This window comes from Caulobacter sp. LARHSG274 (assembly GCF_052871235.1).
The window spans coordinates 54,999-70,406 of record NZ_JBIXJO010000002.1; the positions used below are offsets into that span (position 1 = coordinate 54,999).

The 15,408-nt window shown below is 70.4% G+C and carries 17 protein-coding genes and 2 pseudogenes; 10 read left to right on the top strand and 9 right to left on the bottom strand.

Going from position 1 to position 15,408, the window contains the following annotated elements:
• The first annotated feature begins 46 nt into the window (after positions 1-46).
• Positions 47-829, top strand: coding sequence for a competence/damage-inducible protein A (locus ACIPQB_RS04600; RefSeq protein WP_446484037.1), 783 nt, complete (start codon positions 47-49; stop codon positions 827-829).
• Positions 830-836: 7 nt separating this feature from the next.
• Here ACIPQB_RS04600 and ACIPQB_RS04605 read toward each other — a convergent pair whose 3' ends face one another.
• Positions 837-1,211, bottom strand: a complete 375-nt coding sequence (locus tag ACIPQB_RS04605) for a helix-turn-helix domain-containing protein (protein WP_446484038.1) — start codon at positions 1,209-1,211, stop codon at positions 837-839.
• Between the two features lie 120 nt (positions 1,212-1,331).
• Here ACIPQB_RS04605 and ACIPQB_RS04610 point away from each other — a divergent pair.
• From ACIPQB_RS04610 to ACIPQB_RS04625, 4 genes and pseudogenes are all read left to right on the top strand, one after another.
• Positions 1,332-1,523, top strand: a pseudogene (locus tag ACIPQB_RS04610) (LuxR C-terminal-related transcriptional regulator); the annotation flags it as partial.
• Positions 1,524-1,668: 145 nt separating this feature from the next.
• Entirely contained in the window at positions 1,669-2,031 is a 363-nt protein-coding gene (locus ACIPQB_RS04615; protein ID WP_446484039.1) for a hypothetical protein, read from the top strand.
• Between the two features lie 226 nt (positions 2,032-2,257).
• Positions 2,258-2,602: a hypothetical protein gene (locus tag ACIPQB_RS04620; protein ID WP_446484040.1), complete on the top strand. Its 345-nt coding sequence runs from the start codon at positions 2,258-2,260 to the stop codon at positions 2,600-2,602.
• A 108-nt stretch (positions 2,603-2,710) separates the two neighbouring features.
• Entirely contained in the window at positions 2,711-3,148 is a 438-nt protein-coding gene (locus ACIPQB_RS04625; protein WP_446484041.1) for a hypothetical protein, read from the top strand.
• 4 nt (positions 3,149-3,152) lie between these two features.
• Here the strand turns inward: ACIPQB_RS04625 and ACIPQB_RS04630 are convergent, their stop codons facing one another.
• Positions 3,153-3,530, bottom strand: a complete 378-nt coding sequence (locus ACIPQB_RS04630) for a DUF427 domain-containing protein (RefSeq protein ID WP_446484042.1) — start codon at positions 3,528-3,530, stop codon at positions 3,153-3,155.
• Between the two features lie 235 nt (positions 3,531-3,765).
• On the opposite strand from ACIPQB_RS04630, the gene ACIPQB_RS04635 reads away from it, so the two are divergent.
• The 4 genes from ACIPQB_RS04635 (at position 3,766) to xylD (ending at position 8,488) form a co-directional block, all read left to right on the top strand.
• Positions 3,766-4,917 carry a fumarylacetoacetate hydrolase family protein gene (locus ACIPQB_RS04635; RefSeq protein WP_446484043.1) on the top strand — a complete coding sequence of 384 codons (1,152 nt, stop codon included), beginning with the start codon at positions 3,766-3,768 and terminating at the stop codon, positions 4,915-4,917.
• A 35-nt stretch (positions 4,918-4,952) separates the two neighbouring features.
• A complete protein-coding gene (gene xylB, locus ACIPQB_RS04640) occupies positions 4,953-5,699 on the top strand; it encodes a D-xylose 1-dehydrogenase (RefSeq protein WP_446484044.1) in 747 nt (248 codons plus the stop codon).
• 130 nt (positions 5,700-5,829) lie between these two features.
• Positions 5,830-6,708, top strand: coding sequence for a D-xylonolactone lactonase (gene xylC, locus ACIPQB_RS04645; RefSeq protein ID WP_446484045.1), 879 nt, complete (start codon positions 5,830-5,832; stop codon positions 6,706-6,708).
• Positions 6,695-8,488, top strand: coding sequence for a xylonate dehydratase XylD (gene xylD, locus ACIPQB_RS04650; RefSeq protein WP_446484046.1), 1,794 nt, complete (start codon positions 6,695-6,697; stop codon positions 8,486-8,488). The genes xylC and xylD overlap by 14 nt, the downstream gene beginning before the upstream one ends.
• Positions 8,489-8,528: 40 nt before the next feature.
• On the opposite strand, the gene ACIPQB_RS04655 is transcribed toward xylD, so the two are convergent.
• On the bottom strand, positions 8,529-9,272 hold the full coding sequence (locus ACIPQB_RS04655; protein WP_446484726.1) for a GntR family transcriptional regulator: 744 nt from the start codon (positions 9,270-9,272) through the stop codon (positions 8,529-8,531).
• A 267-nt stretch (positions 9,273-9,539) separates the two neighbouring features.
• Positions 9,540-10,340 (bottom strand): MetQ/NlpA family ABC transporter substrate-binding protein, encoded by an 801-nt coding sequence (locus tag ACIPQB_RS04660; RefSeq protein ID WP_446484047.1) that lies wholly within the window; start codon positions 10,338-10,340, stop codon positions 9,540-9,542.
• 149 nt (positions 10,341-10,489) lie between these two features.
• On the opposite strand from ACIPQB_RS04660, the gene ACIPQB_RS04665 reads away from it, so the two are divergent.
• Positions 10,490-10,738 carry a hypothetical protein gene (locus tag ACIPQB_RS04665; RefSeq protein WP_446484048.1) on the top strand — a complete coding sequence of 83 codons (249 nt, stop codon included), beginning with the start codon at positions 10,490-10,492 and terminating at the stop codon, positions 10,736-10,738.
• Positions 10,739-10,771: 33 nt separating this feature from the next.
• On the opposite strand, the gene ACIPQB_RS04670 is transcribed toward ACIPQB_RS04665, so the two are convergent.
• From ACIPQB_RS04670 to ACIPQB_RS04690, 5 genes and pseudogenes are all read right to left on the bottom strand, one after another.
• A complete protein-coding gene (locus tag ACIPQB_RS04670) occupies positions 10,772-11,137 on the bottom strand; it encodes a hypothetical protein (RefSeq protein ID WP_446484049.1) in 366 nt (121 codons plus the stop codon).
• 11 nt (positions 11,138-11,148) lie between these two features.
• Positions 11,149-11,235 (bottom strand): annotated as a pseudogene (locus ACIPQB_RS04675) (hypothetical protein); the annotation flags it as partial.
• Positions 11,236-11,299: 64 nt separating this feature from the next.
• Positions 11,300-11,965, bottom strand: coding sequence for a methionine ABC transporter permease (locus ACIPQB_RS04680; protein WP_446484050.1), 666 nt, complete (start codon positions 11,963-11,965; stop codon positions 11,300-11,302).
• On the bottom strand, positions 11,962-12,957 hold the full coding sequence (locus ACIPQB_RS04685; RefSeq protein WP_446484727.1) for a methionine ABC transporter ATP-binding protein: 996 nt from the start codon (positions 12,955-12,957) through the stop codon (positions 11,962-11,964). The genes ACIPQB_RS04680 and ACIPQB_RS04685 overlap by 4 nt, the downstream gene beginning before the upstream one ends.
• Positions 12,958-13,062: 105 nt before the next feature.
• Positions 13,063-15,174 carry an ATP-binding protein gene (locus tag ACIPQB_RS04690; RefSeq protein ID WP_446484051.1) on the bottom strand — a complete coding sequence of 704 codons (2,112 nt, stop codon included), beginning with the start codon at positions 15,172-15,174 and terminating at the stop codon, positions 13,063-13,065.
• Positions 15,175-15,408 lie beyond the last annotated feature (234 nt).

The window sequence follows — 15,408 nt, forward strand, 5'->3', positions numbered from 1 at the left end:
CCTTAAGTCGGACGGCGAAGATGTTCGGATGTAGGGGATCGCGGCCATGACCACCACCCAGGCCAAGACTGGCGAGCGCGTGACGGCGGCGGTCCTGATCATCGGCGACGAGATCCTGTCGGGCCGCACCCAGGACGTGAACCTCAACGCCATCGCCAAGTACCTGGCGACCTACGGCGTCGACCTCTGCGAAGCCCGGGTGGTGCCCGATGTCGAGCAGGAGATCATCGAGGCGGTCAACGCCCTGCGGACCAAGTACGACTATGTGATCACCACCGGCGGCATTGGCCCGACCCATGACGACATCACAGCCGATTCGGTGGCCAAGGCCTTCGGGGTGGCCGCCCCCGAGCATCCGGAGATCATGGCCATGCTGCGCGAGCGCTGGGGCGAGCCCAACGCCGCCCGCCGGCGCATGGCCCACGTGCCCGAGGGCGGCAGCCTGGTGAAGAACCCGGTCCAGGGCCCGCCCGGCTTCCAGATCGGCAATGTCTTCGTGCTGGCCGGGGTGCCGGCGATCATGCGCGGCATGCTCGACGACGTCGGCCCGCGCCTGCGCACCGGGGCGGTGGTGATCAGCCGCACCGTCCGGGTCACCGGCACCGGCGAGGGGACGATCGCCGCGCCGCTGGAGGCCGTGGCCAAGGCCCATCCGGACCTGTCGATCGGCAGCTATCCGTTCTTCGCCCCGCCCGACCTCTACGGCGCCAGCCTGGTGATCCGCGGCCGCGATCCGGCGCAGGTCGACGCGGCGGTCGAGGAACTCGTCGCGGCGCTGGAGGCGGCGGAGGTCACGGGGATCGAGCGGCTGGAGGCCGGCGGGCAGTAGGTTCGCCCTACTCCTCCGGCTCCACCAGCGCCTTGGCGACGCTCAGCAGGGCCCGGCGGGCCTTGGGGCCGGCCTGGCCGTAGACCTGCAGCAGCTCGATCGCGCCGGGCGTCGACAGGGCGGTCAGCATGGCCACGTCCTGGTCGGCCACCATGTCCTCGCCGACCAGGGCCCCGACCGTGGTCTTCAGCTTGGCGGCGATGCGCACCAGCATCGAGGCCGAGACCCGATTGGTGCCGCGCTCGTATTTCTGCACCTGCTGGAAGGTCAGGCCCAACACCTGAGCCAGGTCGTCCTGGCTGATCTTCAGGTGCCGGCGCTGGACCCGGATACGGGTTCCGACGGCGACGTCGATGGGGTCGGGGCCGGTCGGGGTGGTCAAAAGGCGTATCCCAGCTGAAATAGTGGTTTCCGAACTATCGGCTTGGCCTTCGCCGGCTGCAATGCATTCTTGCACCGCATGCGGCGCGTCGGGCGTCCGCGGTGATCGTTCCCCTGAGTCATGGCTAGGCCTCCGTCCTCTTCGCCGCCGAGTATCGAACTGCTGACCAAGCGCGAGCGGGAGGCCCTGCGGCTGGTCAGCGAGCACCGGCTGTCCAAGGAGATCGGCCCGCTGATGGGGGTCTCCAAGTCGCGCGCCGACGCCCTGGTCGAGAGCGCCTGCCGCAAGCTGGGGGTCAACGGCCGGCGGGCCGCGGCGCGAGTGCTGGCCGCGCACGAGCAGGTCGCCGACCGCGTCGGCGGCTATGGGACTGAATCCCACAGCGACTCAATCGGACTGTCGCCCCCGGCCCCGCCGGTCTCCCTTGCCGTCTCGACACCCAGCGAGGCGGACCCCAGTGACCCAGATCAGCGTAATCGACAACGACCGCGTGGCCAGCCTGGCGGCCCACCGCCTGGGCCTGATGGTCCAGAAGGCGCGGCAGATCCGCGAGGAGTCCGACGCCTTCATCCGCCGCTGGCCGACCCTGACCGAGCGCCCGCCGACCCCGGCCTTCGCCTGGACGGAGCTGGAGCGCCAGCTGCTGGACCTGGCGCCCGACAGCCTGGCGCCGGTGGTGCGGGACCTGGTCTCGGCGCTGCGCAAGGAGGCCTCGCCCAAGCCGCCGGAGATGGTGCTGCGCGAGATCCTGATCGTCGCGGCCACGGTGCTGGACGATGGCTTCCACGACCGATGGACGGAGGGTACGACCATGCCCTGAGCCCCGCCGTCCGGATGCTGGTCGTCCTGGCCATCGCCGCCGCCGTCAGCCTGCTGGTCGGCGGCCTGCTGGGGACGCGACAAGTCGCCCACGTCTTTCAGTTCCTGCGCCACGGCTGACGCCCCCTGACGGGCGCCGCCCCGGCGCTCGCCACCAGCCAAGACGGGCGCCGACCGGCGCTCGCCATCAAGAACACGCGCCGCGGCGCGTGAAGGGGGAAACATCCATGAACCGTCGCATCGTCGCCGAACAACTCGCCAGCCACCTGTTCACGACCGAGGAGGCCGTCGACACCACCCTGGCCCTGATGGGCGACCTGATCGCCGCCATGCCGCGGGCCCGGCTGGAGGCGGGGCTCGCCGCCGGCATCGGCCAGCTGGCCGTCGACCATGTGCTGGAGGCGGCCACCGGCATGGCCCATGTCCGGCGCTCGCTGATCGCCGCCCACGGCGCCCTGGCCGAGGCCAAGGACCAGGTCGGCCTGCGCCGCGTGACCCTGGTCGGCGGCGGCGACAAGTCCGCCGACGACGTGCCGCGCACCGGCCAGCTGCGCGAGGTCAAGAGCGCCTAGGGGGCGAGACCGTAGCGCCTGCGTCCAAGGGGCCTCCGCCGACCGGCGCGAGGCCCTTTTCGCGACGGCGATTCATGAGAAACATGGCGCTCCTGACGCGGGGGCGACATGTTCGATTTCTTCACCATCCTGCCGACCCAGATCGCGGCCATGGCCATGCTGGCGATCTGCGGCCTGGCCCTGGCGGTCGGCCGGCGGTTCGAGCGGCTGCTGGCCGTGGCCACCATCGCCGCCTGGTTCCTGTCGGCCGCCGTGCAGATCCACGACCCCGTCGCGGTGCAGTGGGGCATCTTCGGCGTGGACGCCGTCTACCTGCTGGTCCTGGTCAGTTTCGCGGTGTTCGAGCGGCGGCTGTGGATCCTGTTCATGGCCGCGTTCCAGCTGCTGGTGGTGCTGACCCACGTGGTCTTCATCATCGACCGCACCCTGATGCAGTGGAGCTTCTTCTCGACCTACTATCTGTGGAGCGACGCCCAGCTGGCCGCCTTCGCCGTCGGCGTGGCCCAGGCGGCGTGGGGCCGGTGGAAGGCCGGGGCCAGGTCCTGACCGCTCAGTCCCGCTCCTCGATGGCGTCGACCCGGTCCGGATAGAAGGCCAGGTGATCCTTGATCGCCGCCACCGAGGGATAGGCCGACTCATAGGTCCAGACCGCGTTGACCGACCGCTCGCCGCCCGACGGCAGGCTGTAGTAGGACGCCTCGCCCTTGTAGGGGCAATAGCTGGCGTGGTCGGTGCGGGCCAGCTGCGCCATGTCGACATCCTTGCGCGGAATGTACTGCACCGGCGGATAGCTGGCCTCGCGCAGCGTCAAGGCGTCGCGGCTGTCGGCGATGGTGCGGCCGCCCAGCGTGACCACCACCCGCCGGGGATTGGGCGTGACGGTGATCGGGTGGTCCGGTCCCGGGATTCTGATTGGCCTGTCGGTCATGGCGCATCTCCGATTCTGAGCCTGCCGGGGGAGATGGGGCCGAGCCCGCCGTTTCGCCACCTCGACGGTTGCGTTCCGCGCTCTTCAACCGAAAACGCCAGGGGCCGCGACCATAAGGTCTCGGCGCAGGGCTTGCGCCCGCCACACTGTTAGCGCTAACAAGATCGCCAACATCCGACGGGGCGCGGGCGGCGAACAAGACCGGTCCAACGCGCCCGCCTGGGAGAAACGACCGGTGGCCCTCAGCGATTTCCTTCCCGACGACTGGCGTGACGCGACCCTGCTGGGCCGCATCGATTTCGGCGACGGCCCGACTCCGGTGCTGGTGCGCGGCGGCCGGATCGAGGACGTCAGCAAGATCGCCCCGACCACCTCGGACCTGATGAACGCCTTCGCCCCCGGCGCGGCGATCCCGGCCGGCGAGGACCTGGGCCCGCTGGAGGCGCTGGACGTCCGCGCCGTCTGGGAGAACCCCGAAGGCGCGGCGGCCAAGCTGCTGGCCCCCGTCGACCTGCAGGTGCTGAAGGCGGCCGGCGTCACCTTCGCCGTCTCGACCCTGGAGCGGGTCATCGAGGAGCGGGCCCGCGGCGACGCCGCCGAGGCCCTGAAGATCCGCGCCCAGCTGGGCGAGCGCATGGGCGGCGACCTGCGCAGCGTCGATCCGGGCTCGGAAGGCGCGGCCCGCCTGAAGGACGCCCTGATCAGCGACGGCCTGTGGTCGCAATATCTGGAAGTGGCCATCGGTCCCGACGCCGAGATCTTCACCAAGGGCCCGACCCTGTCGTCGATGGGCTGGGGCGACCATGTCGGCGTGCGCAACGACAGCCACTGGAACAATCCCGAGCCCGAGGTCGTGCTGCTGTGCGACGGTTCGGGCCAGATCCGCGGCGCGTCGCTGGGCAACGACGTCAACCTGCGCGACTTCGAGGGCCGCTCGGCCCTGCTGCTCAGCAAGGCCAAGGACAACAACGCCTCCTGCGCCATCGGCCCGTTCTTCCGGCTGTTCGACGACGGCTTCGGCCTCGACGACGTCCGCTCGGCCGAGGTCACCCTGAAGATCACCGGCCGCGACAACTTCGTGCTCGACGGCCACAGCAACATGAGCCTGATCAGCCGCGACCCGGCGGTGCTGGCCGGCCAGGCCTTCGGCAAGCAGCACCAGTATCCCGACGGCTTCGCCCTGTTCCTGGGCACGATGTTCGCCCCGATCCAGGACCGCGACGCCGCTGGCCAGGGCTTCACCCACAAGATCGGCGACCGGGTGCGGGTGGCGACCCCGAAGCTGGGCGTGCTGGAGAACGAGGTCACCACCTGCGACCTGGCCCCGCCGTGGACGTTCGGCGTCTCCGCCCTGATCCGCAATCTGGCCGGCCGCGGCCTGCTGTGACCCGCCTCGACCTGCCCCCTCCCGAAGTGAAGCCTATGCCCTCAGCCATCTATCCCAGCCTCCAGGGCAAACGCGTCGTCATCACCGGCGGCGGCTCCGGCATTGGGGCGGGCATCGTCGCCGGCTTCGCGCGCCAGGGCGCCGAGGTGATCTTCCTCGACGTGGTCGACGCGGACTCCCAGGCCCTGGTCGCCCAGCTGGCCGGCTCGGCCATCGCCCCGGTCTATCTGCGCTGCGACCTGACCGACCTCGACGCCGTGGCCAGGACCTTCGCCGAGATCGGGCCCATCGACGTTCTGGTCAACAACGCCGGCAACGACGACCGCCACAGCCTGGCCGAGATCACCCCCGCCTACTGGGACCAGCGGATGGCGGTCAACCTGCGCCACATGCTGTTCGCCACCCAGGCCGTGGCCCCCGGCATGAAGGCCCGCGGCGGCGGAGCGATCATCAATTTCGGCTCGATCTCCTGGCACCTGGGCCTGCCGGACCTGGTGCTGTACGAGACCGCCAAGGCCGCCATCGAGGGCATGACCCGGGCCCTGGCCCGCGAGCTGGGCCCCGACGACATCCGCGTCACCTGCGTGGTGCCCGGCAACGTCAAGACCAAGCGCCAGGAGAAGTGGTACACGCCCGAGGGCGAGGCCCAGATCGTCGCCGCCCAGTGCCTGAAGGGCCGGCTGCTCCCCGAGAACGTCGCCTCGCTGGTGATGTTCCTGGCCTCCGACGACGCGGCCCTGTGCACGGGCCATGAATACTGGATCGACGCCGGCTGGCGTTGACAACAGCCCCCTTCCCCCTCGATGGGGGAAGGGCTGGGGATGGGGGTGACGCGGCGGCTCAGCCGGCGACGCCCCAGCCGCCCCCACCCAACCCTCCCCCATCGAGGGGGAGGGCCAAGGAGATGATTTTATGCCCGAACCCGTCTGCGTCTGGGACCTGAAGGCCACCCTCGGCGAGGGGCCGATCTGGATCGCCGCCGAGCAGGCCCTGTGGTTCGTCGACATCAAGGGCCGCAAGGTCCACCGCCTGCATCCCGAAAGCGGCGAGACCCGCAGCTTCGACGCCCCCGACCAGGTGACCTTCCTGGCCCCGCTGGCCGGCGGCGGCTTCATCGCCGGGCTGAAGAGCGGCCTGCACCGCTTCGACCCGGCCAGCGGCGCCTTCGTCCATCACGGCGAGATCGAGCCCCCGGGCCTGGACAACCGTCCCAACGACGCCACCGTCGACGCCCAGGGCCGGCTGTGGTTCGGCACCATGCACGACGCCGAGACCACCCTGACCGGCGCGCTCTACCGCCTCGGCCCCGACGGCCGGCCGGTCAAGCAGGACGACGGCGTCTGCATCACCAACGGCCCCTGCGTCAGCCCCGACGGCAAGACCTTCTACCATACCGACACCCTGGAAGGGGTCATCTGGGCCTACGACCTGAGCCCGGACGGCGCGCTGTCGAACAAGCGCCAGTTCTTCAAGCTCGAGATCGACGACGCCTGGCCCGACGGCTCGGTGGTCGACAGCGAAGGCTATGTCTGGGCGGCCCTGTGGGGCGGCCACGGCGCCCTGCGGCTGTCGCCGGCCGGCGAGATCGTCGACCGGATCACCCTGCCGGCCATCAATGTCACCAAGCCCTGCTTCGGCGGCCCCGACCTGAAGACCCTCTATTTCACCACCGCCCGCAAGGGCCTGAGCGACGAGCAGCTCGCCGCCTATCCGCTCTGCGGCGGCGTCTTCGCCCTGCCGGTCGCCGTCGCCGGCCAGCCCCAGTACGAGGTGCGCCTTGACCTCCCCTAATACCCCATCTGGCCGTACCCCCCGCCGCTTCCGCTCGCGCGACTGGTTCGACAATCCCGACCATATCGACATGACCGCCCTCTATCTGGAGCGGTTCATGAACTACGGGATCACGCCCGAGGAGCTGCGCAGCGGCAAGCCGATCATCGGCATCGCCCAGACCGGCAGCGACATCTCGCCGTGCAACCGCATCCACCTGGACCTTGTGACCCGGATCCGCGACGGCATTCGCGACGCCGGCGGCATTCCGATGGAGTTCCCGGTCCACCCGATCTTCGAGAACTGCCGGCGGCCGACCGCGGCCCTGGACCGCAACCTCTCGTACCTGGGCCTGGTCGAGACCCTGCACGGCTATCCGATCGACGCGGTGGTCCTGACCACCGGCTGCGACAAGACCACCCCGGCCGGGATCATGGCCGCCACCACGGTCAACATCCCGGCCATCGTGCTGTCGGGCGGGCCGATGCTGGACGGCTGGCACGAGGGCGAGCTGGTCGGTTCGGGCACGGTGATCTGGCGCTCGCGGCGCAAGCTGGCGGCGGGCGAGATCAACGAGGAGGAGTTCATCCAGCGCGCCGCCGACAGCGCCCCCTCGGCCGGCCACTGCAACACCATGGGCACGGCCTCGACCATGAACGCCGTGGCCGAGGCCCTGGGCCTGTCGCTGACCGGCTGCGCGGCGATTCCCGCCCCGTACCGCGAGCGCGGCCAGATGGCCTACAAGACCGGCCAGCGGATCGTCGACCTGGCCTATGAGGACGTCAAGCCGCTCGACATCCTGACCAAGCAGGCCTTCGAGAACGCCATCGCCCTGGTGGCGGCGGCCGGCGGCTCGACCAACGCCCAGCCGCACATCGCCGCCATGGCCCGCCACGCCGGGCTGGAGATCACCGCCGACGACTGGCGCGCGGCCTACGACATCCCGCTGATCCTCAACATGCAGCCGGCCGGCAAGTATCTGGGCGAGCGCTTCCACCGGGCTGGCGGCGCGCCGGCGGTGCTGTGGGAACTGCTGCAGGCCGGACGCCTGCATGGCGACGTCATGACCGTCACCGGCAGGACCATGGCGCAGAACCTGGAAGGTCGCGAGACCCGCGACCGCGAGGTGATCTTCCCCTACGCCCAGCCGATGAGCGAGCGGGCCGGGTTCCTGGTGCTGAAGGGCAACCTGTTCGACTTCGCGATCATGAAGACCAGCGTGATCAGCCAGGAGTTCCGCGACCGCTACCTGTCGGAGCCCGGCAACGAGGGCGCCTTCGAGGCCCGGGCCGTGGTGTTCGACGGCTCGGACGACTACCACGCCCGCATCAACGACCCGGCGCTGGAGATCGACGAGCGCTGCATCCTGGTGATCCGCGGCGCCGGCCCGATCGGCTGGCCCGGCTCGGCCGAGGTGGTCAACATGCAGCCGCCGGACCACCTGCTGAAGAAGGGGATCATGAGCCTGCCCACCCTGGGCGACGGCCGCCAGTCGGGCACCGCCGACAGCCCCTCGATCCTCAACGCCTCGCCCGAGAGCGCGGTCGGCGGCGGGCTGTCCTGGCTGCGCACCGGCGACGTGATCCGCATCGACCTCAACACCGGCCGCTGCGACGCCCTGGTCTCCGAGGTCGAGATCGCCCTGCGCAAGGGCGACGGCATCCCGGCCGTGCCGGCGACCATGACCCCCTGGCAGGAGCTCTACCGCGCCCATACGGGCCAGCTGGAGACCGGCGGGGTGCTGGAGTTCGCGGTCAAGTACCAGGACCTGGCGTCCAAGCTGCCGCGGCATAACCACTGAGCTTTTCCTTCTCCCCTTGCGGGAGAAGGAACGTGGACCCCTACGCCTCCATCAGCGGCCGGGTCGCCTCGGGCATGATGTTGAGCACCCGCATCATCGCCAGCCGGGCGCCGTCGACGTCGCCCTGGGCGATGACGTCGGCGACCTGGCGGTGCTGCTGGACGTCGGCGACCAGCTCGGCCTCGGTGGCGGCGCCGAACGAGAACACCCAGTAGCGGGCGGCCTTGTGCTGCAGGGGAATGAGGATCCGCGCCAGGGCCAGGTTGCCGCTGGCCCGGGCGACGGCGGCGTGGAAGCGCTGGTCCATCGACACCAGGGCCGGCAGGTCGCGGTCGCGGGCCGCGGTCTCGCCGCCGTCGAAGGCCGCGCGAATGGCGGCGGCCTGCGCCTTGCTGGCGTATTTGGCGGCCAGGCCGGCGCAGTGGGGTTCGATCAGGGCCCGGGCCTCATAGCCCTGGCGCAGCTCAACCAGGTCGAGGGGGGCGACGGTGGTGCCCGAGCGAGCGCGGCGGATCACCAGCCCTTCCAGGGCCAGGCGGCCGAGGGCGTCGCGCACCCCGGCCAGCCCCGCCTCGTAGCGCGCCGCCAGCGACTGCTCGTCCAGCCGCGCCCCGGGGGCCAGCCGCCCGAGGATCAGGTCGAGCAGGATGCGCTCGTAGACCTTGGCCTTCTGCAGGTCGGGCGACCAGTCCTCCAGCCCCGAGGACGAGCAGACGTCCAGCACCAGCATCCGATCGCGCCCCCCAGCGGTTTGGGCGCCGGCGTGGGCGTCGTCCTGGGCCATAAGCTGTCGCAAGGGGCGGCTCCGTTCGCGTGAGCCTGATATGTACGGTGAAATTTCAGCGGACGCCAGCGGGCTTGGCCCTTAAGGGGGGGCGGTCGAAGGAGACTGAGCCACCATTCTCCCCGTCTCCCCGGCGAAGGCCGGGGTCCAGATCATAGGGCTGTGTCTTTCGGATAAGCGTCCGATGCTACGGCTGAATCTGGACCCCGGCCTTCGCCGGGGAGACGGGTTTCGAGACGCGCGATTCAGCTTGAAGCGAACGCCCCTTTAGAACGCAGGCACCACCGCGCCGTGATACTTCTGCTCCATGAACGCCTTGACCTCCGGCGAGGTCAGGGCCTTGGCCAGTTTCTGGACGCGCGGGTCGGCCTTGTTGTCCTCGCGGGCGACCAGATAGTTCACATAGGGGCTGCGGCTGTCCTCGATCAGCAGGGCGTCCTTGGACGGGTCCAGCTTGGCGTCGAGGGCGTAGTTGGTGTTGATCACCGCCAGGTCGACCTGGTCGAGCACCCGCGGCAGGGTCGCGCCCTCCAGTTCCTTGAACTTCAGGCCGCGCGGATTGGCGGTGATGTCCTTCAGGGTCGCCAGGGTGTTCTTCATGTCGGCCAGGGTGATCACCCCGTTGCGGGCCAGCAGCAGCAGGGCCCGGCCCTCGTTGCTGCCTTCGTTGGGGATGGCCACGGTCGCCCCGGCCGGCAGGTCGCCGATCGCCTTGACCTTGCGCGAATAGGCCCCCAGCGGCTCGATATGGACGCCGATCACCGGAACCAGGTGGGTGCCCTTGTCGGCGTTGAAGGTCTGCAGATAGGGCAGGGTCTGGAAGTAGTTCACGTCCAGATGCTTTTCGGCGACCTGGATGTTGGGCTGGACGTAGTCGTTGAAGACCTTGATCTCGATCTTCAGCCCCTGGGCCGCCAGCTTGGGCTTGAGGAACTCCAGCACCTCGGCGTGGGGCACGGCGGTGGCGGCCACGGTCAGGGTGTCGCCGGCGCTCGGCGCGGGCTGCCGCGAGCAGGCCGCCAGCAGCAGGGCGGCGAGGCTGAAGAGGGCGGCGCGGCGGGCGACCATGAACGGCTCCGTTAAGGCGAGTAACCGGGTAGGGTTTTGCCCGTTTCCCGGCCGCGGGGAAATCAGTTTTCCTGATCCGCCGCGCAGAGTCTCGTCTCCTCGGCGCCTCCCGTCTTGACCTCGCCGCCAAACAGGTCGCCTGAAGAGGGATGGCCAGAGAAACCGTCTACATCGTCCAAGCCTACAAGGCCGGCCGCGGCAAGGGCCTGAAGGCCGAGCAGCAGGTCGGCTGCAAGGACGCCGAGGAAGCCCGCCGCAAGGCCGAGCGCCTGGCTCCGTTGCGCGAGGGCGTCGTCGCCTTCGCCGCCTCGGCCGACGTCGAGCTGGGCGACTATGACGAGAACCCGCAGATCCTCTTCAAGGCCGGACGCCTGCCGTTTCCGTTCGACCAGGCCTGACGTCATGAAACCCTCTCCCAGCGGGACAGGGGTCTATTCAGGATCATTCGCCGGCTCCTCCGGCCCATGGATCGTCCAGCTGGACAGGAAGTCGGGGTTCTCGACGCTCTCGCCGTCGCTGAGCGGGTAAATCCCCGGCGCGGCGGCGGCGATGTTCGAGGTCTGGGGCGGCAGGGTGGTGGTGTCGCCGTCCTGGGGGCCCAGCAGGTCGAGCAGGACGCCCGCGTCGGCGTCGGCGGTGATCACCACGCCGTAGAACGCCTCGCGGCCCGCCAGCGCGCCGTCGGCGTCGAGGAAGGTCAGGTTCACCAGCATGGTCTTGCCGACCAGGGTCTGGGCGAAGGCCTCGTCCCAGTGCTCGGGCGGCGGGGCGGAGAGGATGGGGATGTCGTCGGTCATGGGGTCATGTCCACAATTCTCCTCCCCCGTGCAACGGGGGAGGTGGCGCGATGCGAGTACGCATCGTGACGGAGGGGGCGCGGGACGGAGCGCCGTGCGCGCCGACGCCCCCTCCACCACTTCGTGGTCCCCCTCCCCCGTTTCACGGGGGAGGGGAAGAATCTACCGGTGCGAGACCCGCCTGACCACCGCGTCGCCGACCATCTGCAGCGCCTGGACCAGCACCAGCAGCAGCACCACCGTGACCACCATGACGTCGGTCTGGAAGCGCTGGTAGCCGAAGCGGATGGCCAGGTCGCCGAGGCCGCCGGCCCCGACCACCCCGGCCATGGCGGTGTAGGAGACCAGGGCGATGGCGGTGACGGTGGCCGCGGCGATCAGGCCGGGCATGGCCTCGGGCAGCAGGGCGTCCAGCACCACCTGCCGGCGCTTGGCCCCCATGGCGAAGCTGGCCTCGATCACCCCCTTGTCGACCTCGCGCAGGGCGGTCTCGACCAGCCGGGCGAAGAACGGCGCGGCCCCGACCACCAGCGGCGGGATGGCCCCGGCCACCCCCAGCGAGGTGCCGACCAGGGCCACGGTCAGCGGGATCATCACGATCAGCAGGATCACGAACGGCACCGAGCGCAGGATGTTGATGACCAGCGACAGCGCCCCGTTGGCGGCCCGGCTCTGCAGCATCTGGCCCGGCCCGGTCAGGAACAGGATCACCCCCAGCGGCAGGCCCAGCACCACGGTCAGGGCCATCGACCCGCCCAGCATGGCCAGGGTGTCGAGGGTCGCCTGGCCGATCTCGGCCCAGCTGATGTTCTCGAACAGGGCGGTCATCGGCCGGCCTCCGTCACCAGGTCGACCCGCACCCCGTCGGCCCGGAACCGGGCGATGGCGGCCTCGACGTCGCCGCCGGCCAGGGACAGGGTCAGTTGGCCGTAGGGCGTCTCGCGCAGGCGGTGGATGCGCCCGCCCAGGATCGAATAGTCGACGCCGGTCTCGCGGGCCACGGCGCCCAGAATCGGCCGGTAGGTGGCCTCGCCGCGGAAGGTCAGCCGCACCACGCGGCCGTCGACCATCGCCGCCTCGCTGGGCGCGCCGTCGGCCTCCAGTACGAACCGCCGGGCCGTGGCGCTGGCCGGGTGCAGGAACACCGCCTCGACGGTGCCGGTCTCGACCACCCGGCCGCCGTCCAGCACCGCCACCCGGTCGCAGACCCGGCGCACGACGTCCATTTCGTGGGTGATCAGCACGATGGTCAGGCCCAGCTCGCGATTGAGATTGGAGACCAGCTCCAGGATCTGCTCGGTGGTCTCCGGGTCGAGGGCGCTGGTCGCCTCATCGCACAGCAGCACCTTGGGTTCGGTGGCCAGGGCCCGGGCGATCCCTACCCGCTGCTTCTGGCCGCCCGACAGCTGGGCCGGATACTTGGTCGCGAAGTCGGTCAGGCCCACCCGGGCCAGCAGCTCGGCGGTGCGGGCCTTGACCTCGGCCTCGGCGACGCCCGCCAGCCGCAGCGGGAAGGCGACATTGCCGGCCACGGTCTTGGACGACAGCAGGTTGAAGTGCTGGAAGATCATTCCCACCCGCCGGCGCAGGGCCCGCAGACCCTCGACGCCGAGGGCGGCCACATCGTCGCCATCGACCACGACACGGCCGCCGGACGGCTTCTCCAGGCCGTTGATCAGCCGGATCAGGGTCGACTTGCCGGCCCCCGAGGCCCCGATCACCCCGAACACCTCGCCCGGCGCGACCGCCAGGCTGACCTCGGTCAGGGCGGCGCGGCCGCCGCCGGGATAGGACTTGGAGACGGCTTCGAAGGTGATCACGGTCGCGGCCTGGGGAAGGATCGGTCGGCGCAAGGCCGCAAGCCGCACGATTTAGGCGCTGGCGCCGGAAAGGTGAAGACAATCTCGCTTTGGCGGGCGCCGTGGTCAGCTGGCGCGGCGCTCGGCGGCGTCGAGGGCCTGGTCGATGCCGGCCATCAGGGCGACGGCGGTGACCGGCTTGGAGACGTGCAGGTCCGCCCCGGCCGCCAGGGCGTCGCGGCGGTGATGGGCCATGGCGTTGGCGCTGAGCATGACGATCGGCACGCGCTCGCCGGGCCCGGCCTCGCGCTCATGGGTCCGGATCAGCCGGGTGGCGGCCAGGCCGTCCATCACCGGCATCTGCATGTCCATCAGCACCAGATCGAAGGGCGCGGCCTTGAAGGCCTCGACCGCCAGGGCGCCGTTCTCGACGATGGTCAGTTCGGCCCCGCTGGGCGCCAGGATCAGTTGCACGACCTTCTGGTTGACCTGGTGGTCCTCGGCCAGCAGCACCCGCAGCCCGTCGCGCCGCGCCAGGGACCCGTCGTCGGCGGCGGGCGCGGTCCCGGCGGGGGCGGTCGAGGCCTTGGTCCGGGTCAGCGGGATGACCACGTCGAACTGGCTGCCGCGCCCGGGCTGGGACTCGGCGGTGATCTCCCCGCCCATCATCTCGACCAGGGTCTTGCTGATCGACAGCCCCAGGCCGGTGCCGCCGAACCGGCGGGTGATGGTGGTGTCGGCCTGGCTGAAGCGCTGGAACAGCACGGCCGCCAGCTCCGGATCGAAGCCCACGCCGGTGTCGCGGACCTGCAGGGTCAGCCGCGACGGCGCGCCGGCCTGGACCGGGTCGGCCACCGCGATCCGCGCGACCACCTCGCCCCGGCTGGTGAACTTCAGGGCGTTGGACAACAGGTTGCCCAGCACCTGCTTGATGCGGACGCTGTCGCCCCGGAAGACGCCGCGGACGCTGGCGTCGCATTCGGCGCGGAAGACCAGCCCCTTCTCGTCGGCCCGGATGCGGGTGATGTCGAGCAGACCGCCCAGCTCGGCCTCAAGGTCGAAGGCCCGCTCCTCGATCGTCAGGCGGCCGGCCTCGATCTTGGAGACGTCGAGGATGTCGGACACCAGCCGCTCCAGGGTCGCGCCGGAGCTCTGGACCAGCTCGACCATCTCGCGCTGGGCCGGCGTCAGCTCGGTCTGGCCCAGGGCGGCGATGACGCCGATGACGCCGTTCAGGGGCGTGCGGATCTCGTGGCTCATATTGGCCAGGAAGTCGGTCTTGGCGCGGTTGGCGGCCTCGGCGGCCTGGCGGGCGGCCTGCATCTCGGCCTCGGTGCGCAGCCGCTCGGTGACGTCGCGGCCCACGGCGAACACCAGGTCGCCCGACCGCCGGGCCCGCCACTCCAGCGGACAATAATGGCCGTCGCGATGGCGGTAGCGGTTGACGAAGCCGAAGACCTCGCCGTCCTCGGCCTTGGCCATCTGGGCCTTGGTCTCGGCCACGTCGTCGGGATGGACCAGGGGCAGCAGGGGCTGGCTCTCCAGCGTCTCGACCGGATAGCCCAGCACCGTCTCCCAGGTCCGGCTCAGCTTGACGAAGCGGCCCTGCAGGTCGCGGATGCACAGCATGTCGAGCGACACGTCGAAGAAGGTGGTCAGGTTCTGCGCCGTGGCTTCGGCGGCCTCGGCGGCCTGGCGGGCCCTGGCCTCGCTGGCCGCCAGGCTGTCCTCGGCCCGCCGGCGGTCGATGGCGATCGCCGCCAGGTCGGCGGCGGCCTCGATGAAGGCGATGTCGTCGGCGTCCGGCGCGCTGATCTGGCGGTGATAGATGGCGAAGGTGCCCAGCACCTGGCCGCTGGCCGCCCGGATCGGCTGCGACCAGCAGGCGGCCAGGCCGGCGGCGGCGGCCAGATGCTTGTAGTCGGCCCAAAAGGGGTGGGTGTGGATGTCTTCGACGATGATCCGCTCGCCGAGCGCGGCGGCCGCGCCGCACGAGCCGACCGTGGGACCGATGGCCACGCCGTGGATGGCCTGGTTGTAGTCGTCGGGCAGGCTGGGGGCGGCGCCGTGCAGCAGATGCTCGCCGGTCTCGTCGAGCAGCAGGATGCTGCACAGGATCGCCGGGTCCTCGGCCTCCACCGCCGCGACGATGGCCTCGAGCACCACCGGCAACGGATTGCCGCCGGCCATCAGGGTCATGGTCCGCCGAAAGGCGAGGTGGGCAGAGGTCCGGCTCATCGGCGACAACGGGTCCGCGAAGAAAGGCTTGCAGCTCACCCTATCATTGAAGGAGCGGATGGGACGTTAATTGCGAAGCGAGGCCATGCCGGCTCGCGCGAAAGCCTCGACGATCCGGAACGGGCCGACTATAGCTCGGCGCGGTTTAGGCGGGCGTGGCGGAACTGGTAGACGCAACGGACTTAAGCCAAGGGATTGAGTGCGCCCGGGGAAATCCGGGACGTAGAACTGCTC

Bases quoted from the DNA above. Each gene is read 5' to 3' on its own strand.
- ACIPQB_RS04600 (WP_446484037.1), top strand. From the start codon at position 47: ATGACCACCACCCAGGCCAAGACTGGCGAGCGCGTGACGGCGGCGGTC.
- ACIPQB_RS04620 (WP_446484040.1), top strand. From the start codon at position 2,258: ATGAACCGTCGCATCGTCGCCGAACAACTCGCCAGCCACCTGTTCACG.
- ACIPQB_RS04625 (WP_446484041.1), top strand. From the start codon at position 2,711: ATGTTCGATTTCTTCACCATCCTGCCGACCCAGATCGCGGCCATGGCC.
- ACIPQB_RS04630 (WP_446484042.1), bottom strand. From the start codon at position 3,530: ATGACCGACAGGCCAATCAGAATCCCGGGACCGGACCACCCGATCACC.
- xylB (WP_446484044.1), top strand. From the start codon at position 4,953: ATGCCCTCAGCCATCTATCCCAGCCTCCAGGGCAAACGCGTCGTCATC.
- xylC (WP_446484045.1), top strand. From the start codon at position 5,830: ATGCCCGAACCCGTCTGCGTCTGGGACCTGAAGGCCACCCTCGGCGAG.
- ACIPQB_RS04655 (WP_446484726.1), bottom strand. From the start codon at position 9,272: ATGGCCCAGGACGACGCCCACGCCGGCGCCCAAACCGCTGGGGGGCGC.
- ACIPQB_RS04660 (WP_446484047.1), bottom strand. From the start codon at position 10,340: ATGGTCGCCCGCCGCGCCGCCCTCTTCAGCCTCGCCGCCCTGCTGCTG.
- ACIPQB_RS04665 (WP_446484048.1), top strand. From the start codon at position 10,490: ATGGCCAGAGAAACCGTCTACATCGTCCAAGCCTACAAGGCCGGCCGC.
- ACIPQB_RS04670 (WP_446484049.1), bottom strand. From the start codon at position 11,137: ATGACCGACGACATCCCCATCCTCTCCGCCCCGCCGCCCGAGCACTGG.
- ACIPQB_RS04680 (WP_446484050.1), bottom strand. From the start codon at position 11,965: ATGACCGCCCTGTTCGAGAACATCAGCTGGGCCGAGATCGGCCAGGCG.
- ACIPQB_RS04690 (WP_446484051.1), bottom strand. From the start codon at position 15,174: ATGAGCCGGACCTCTGCCCACCTCGCCTTTCGGCGGACCATGACCCTG.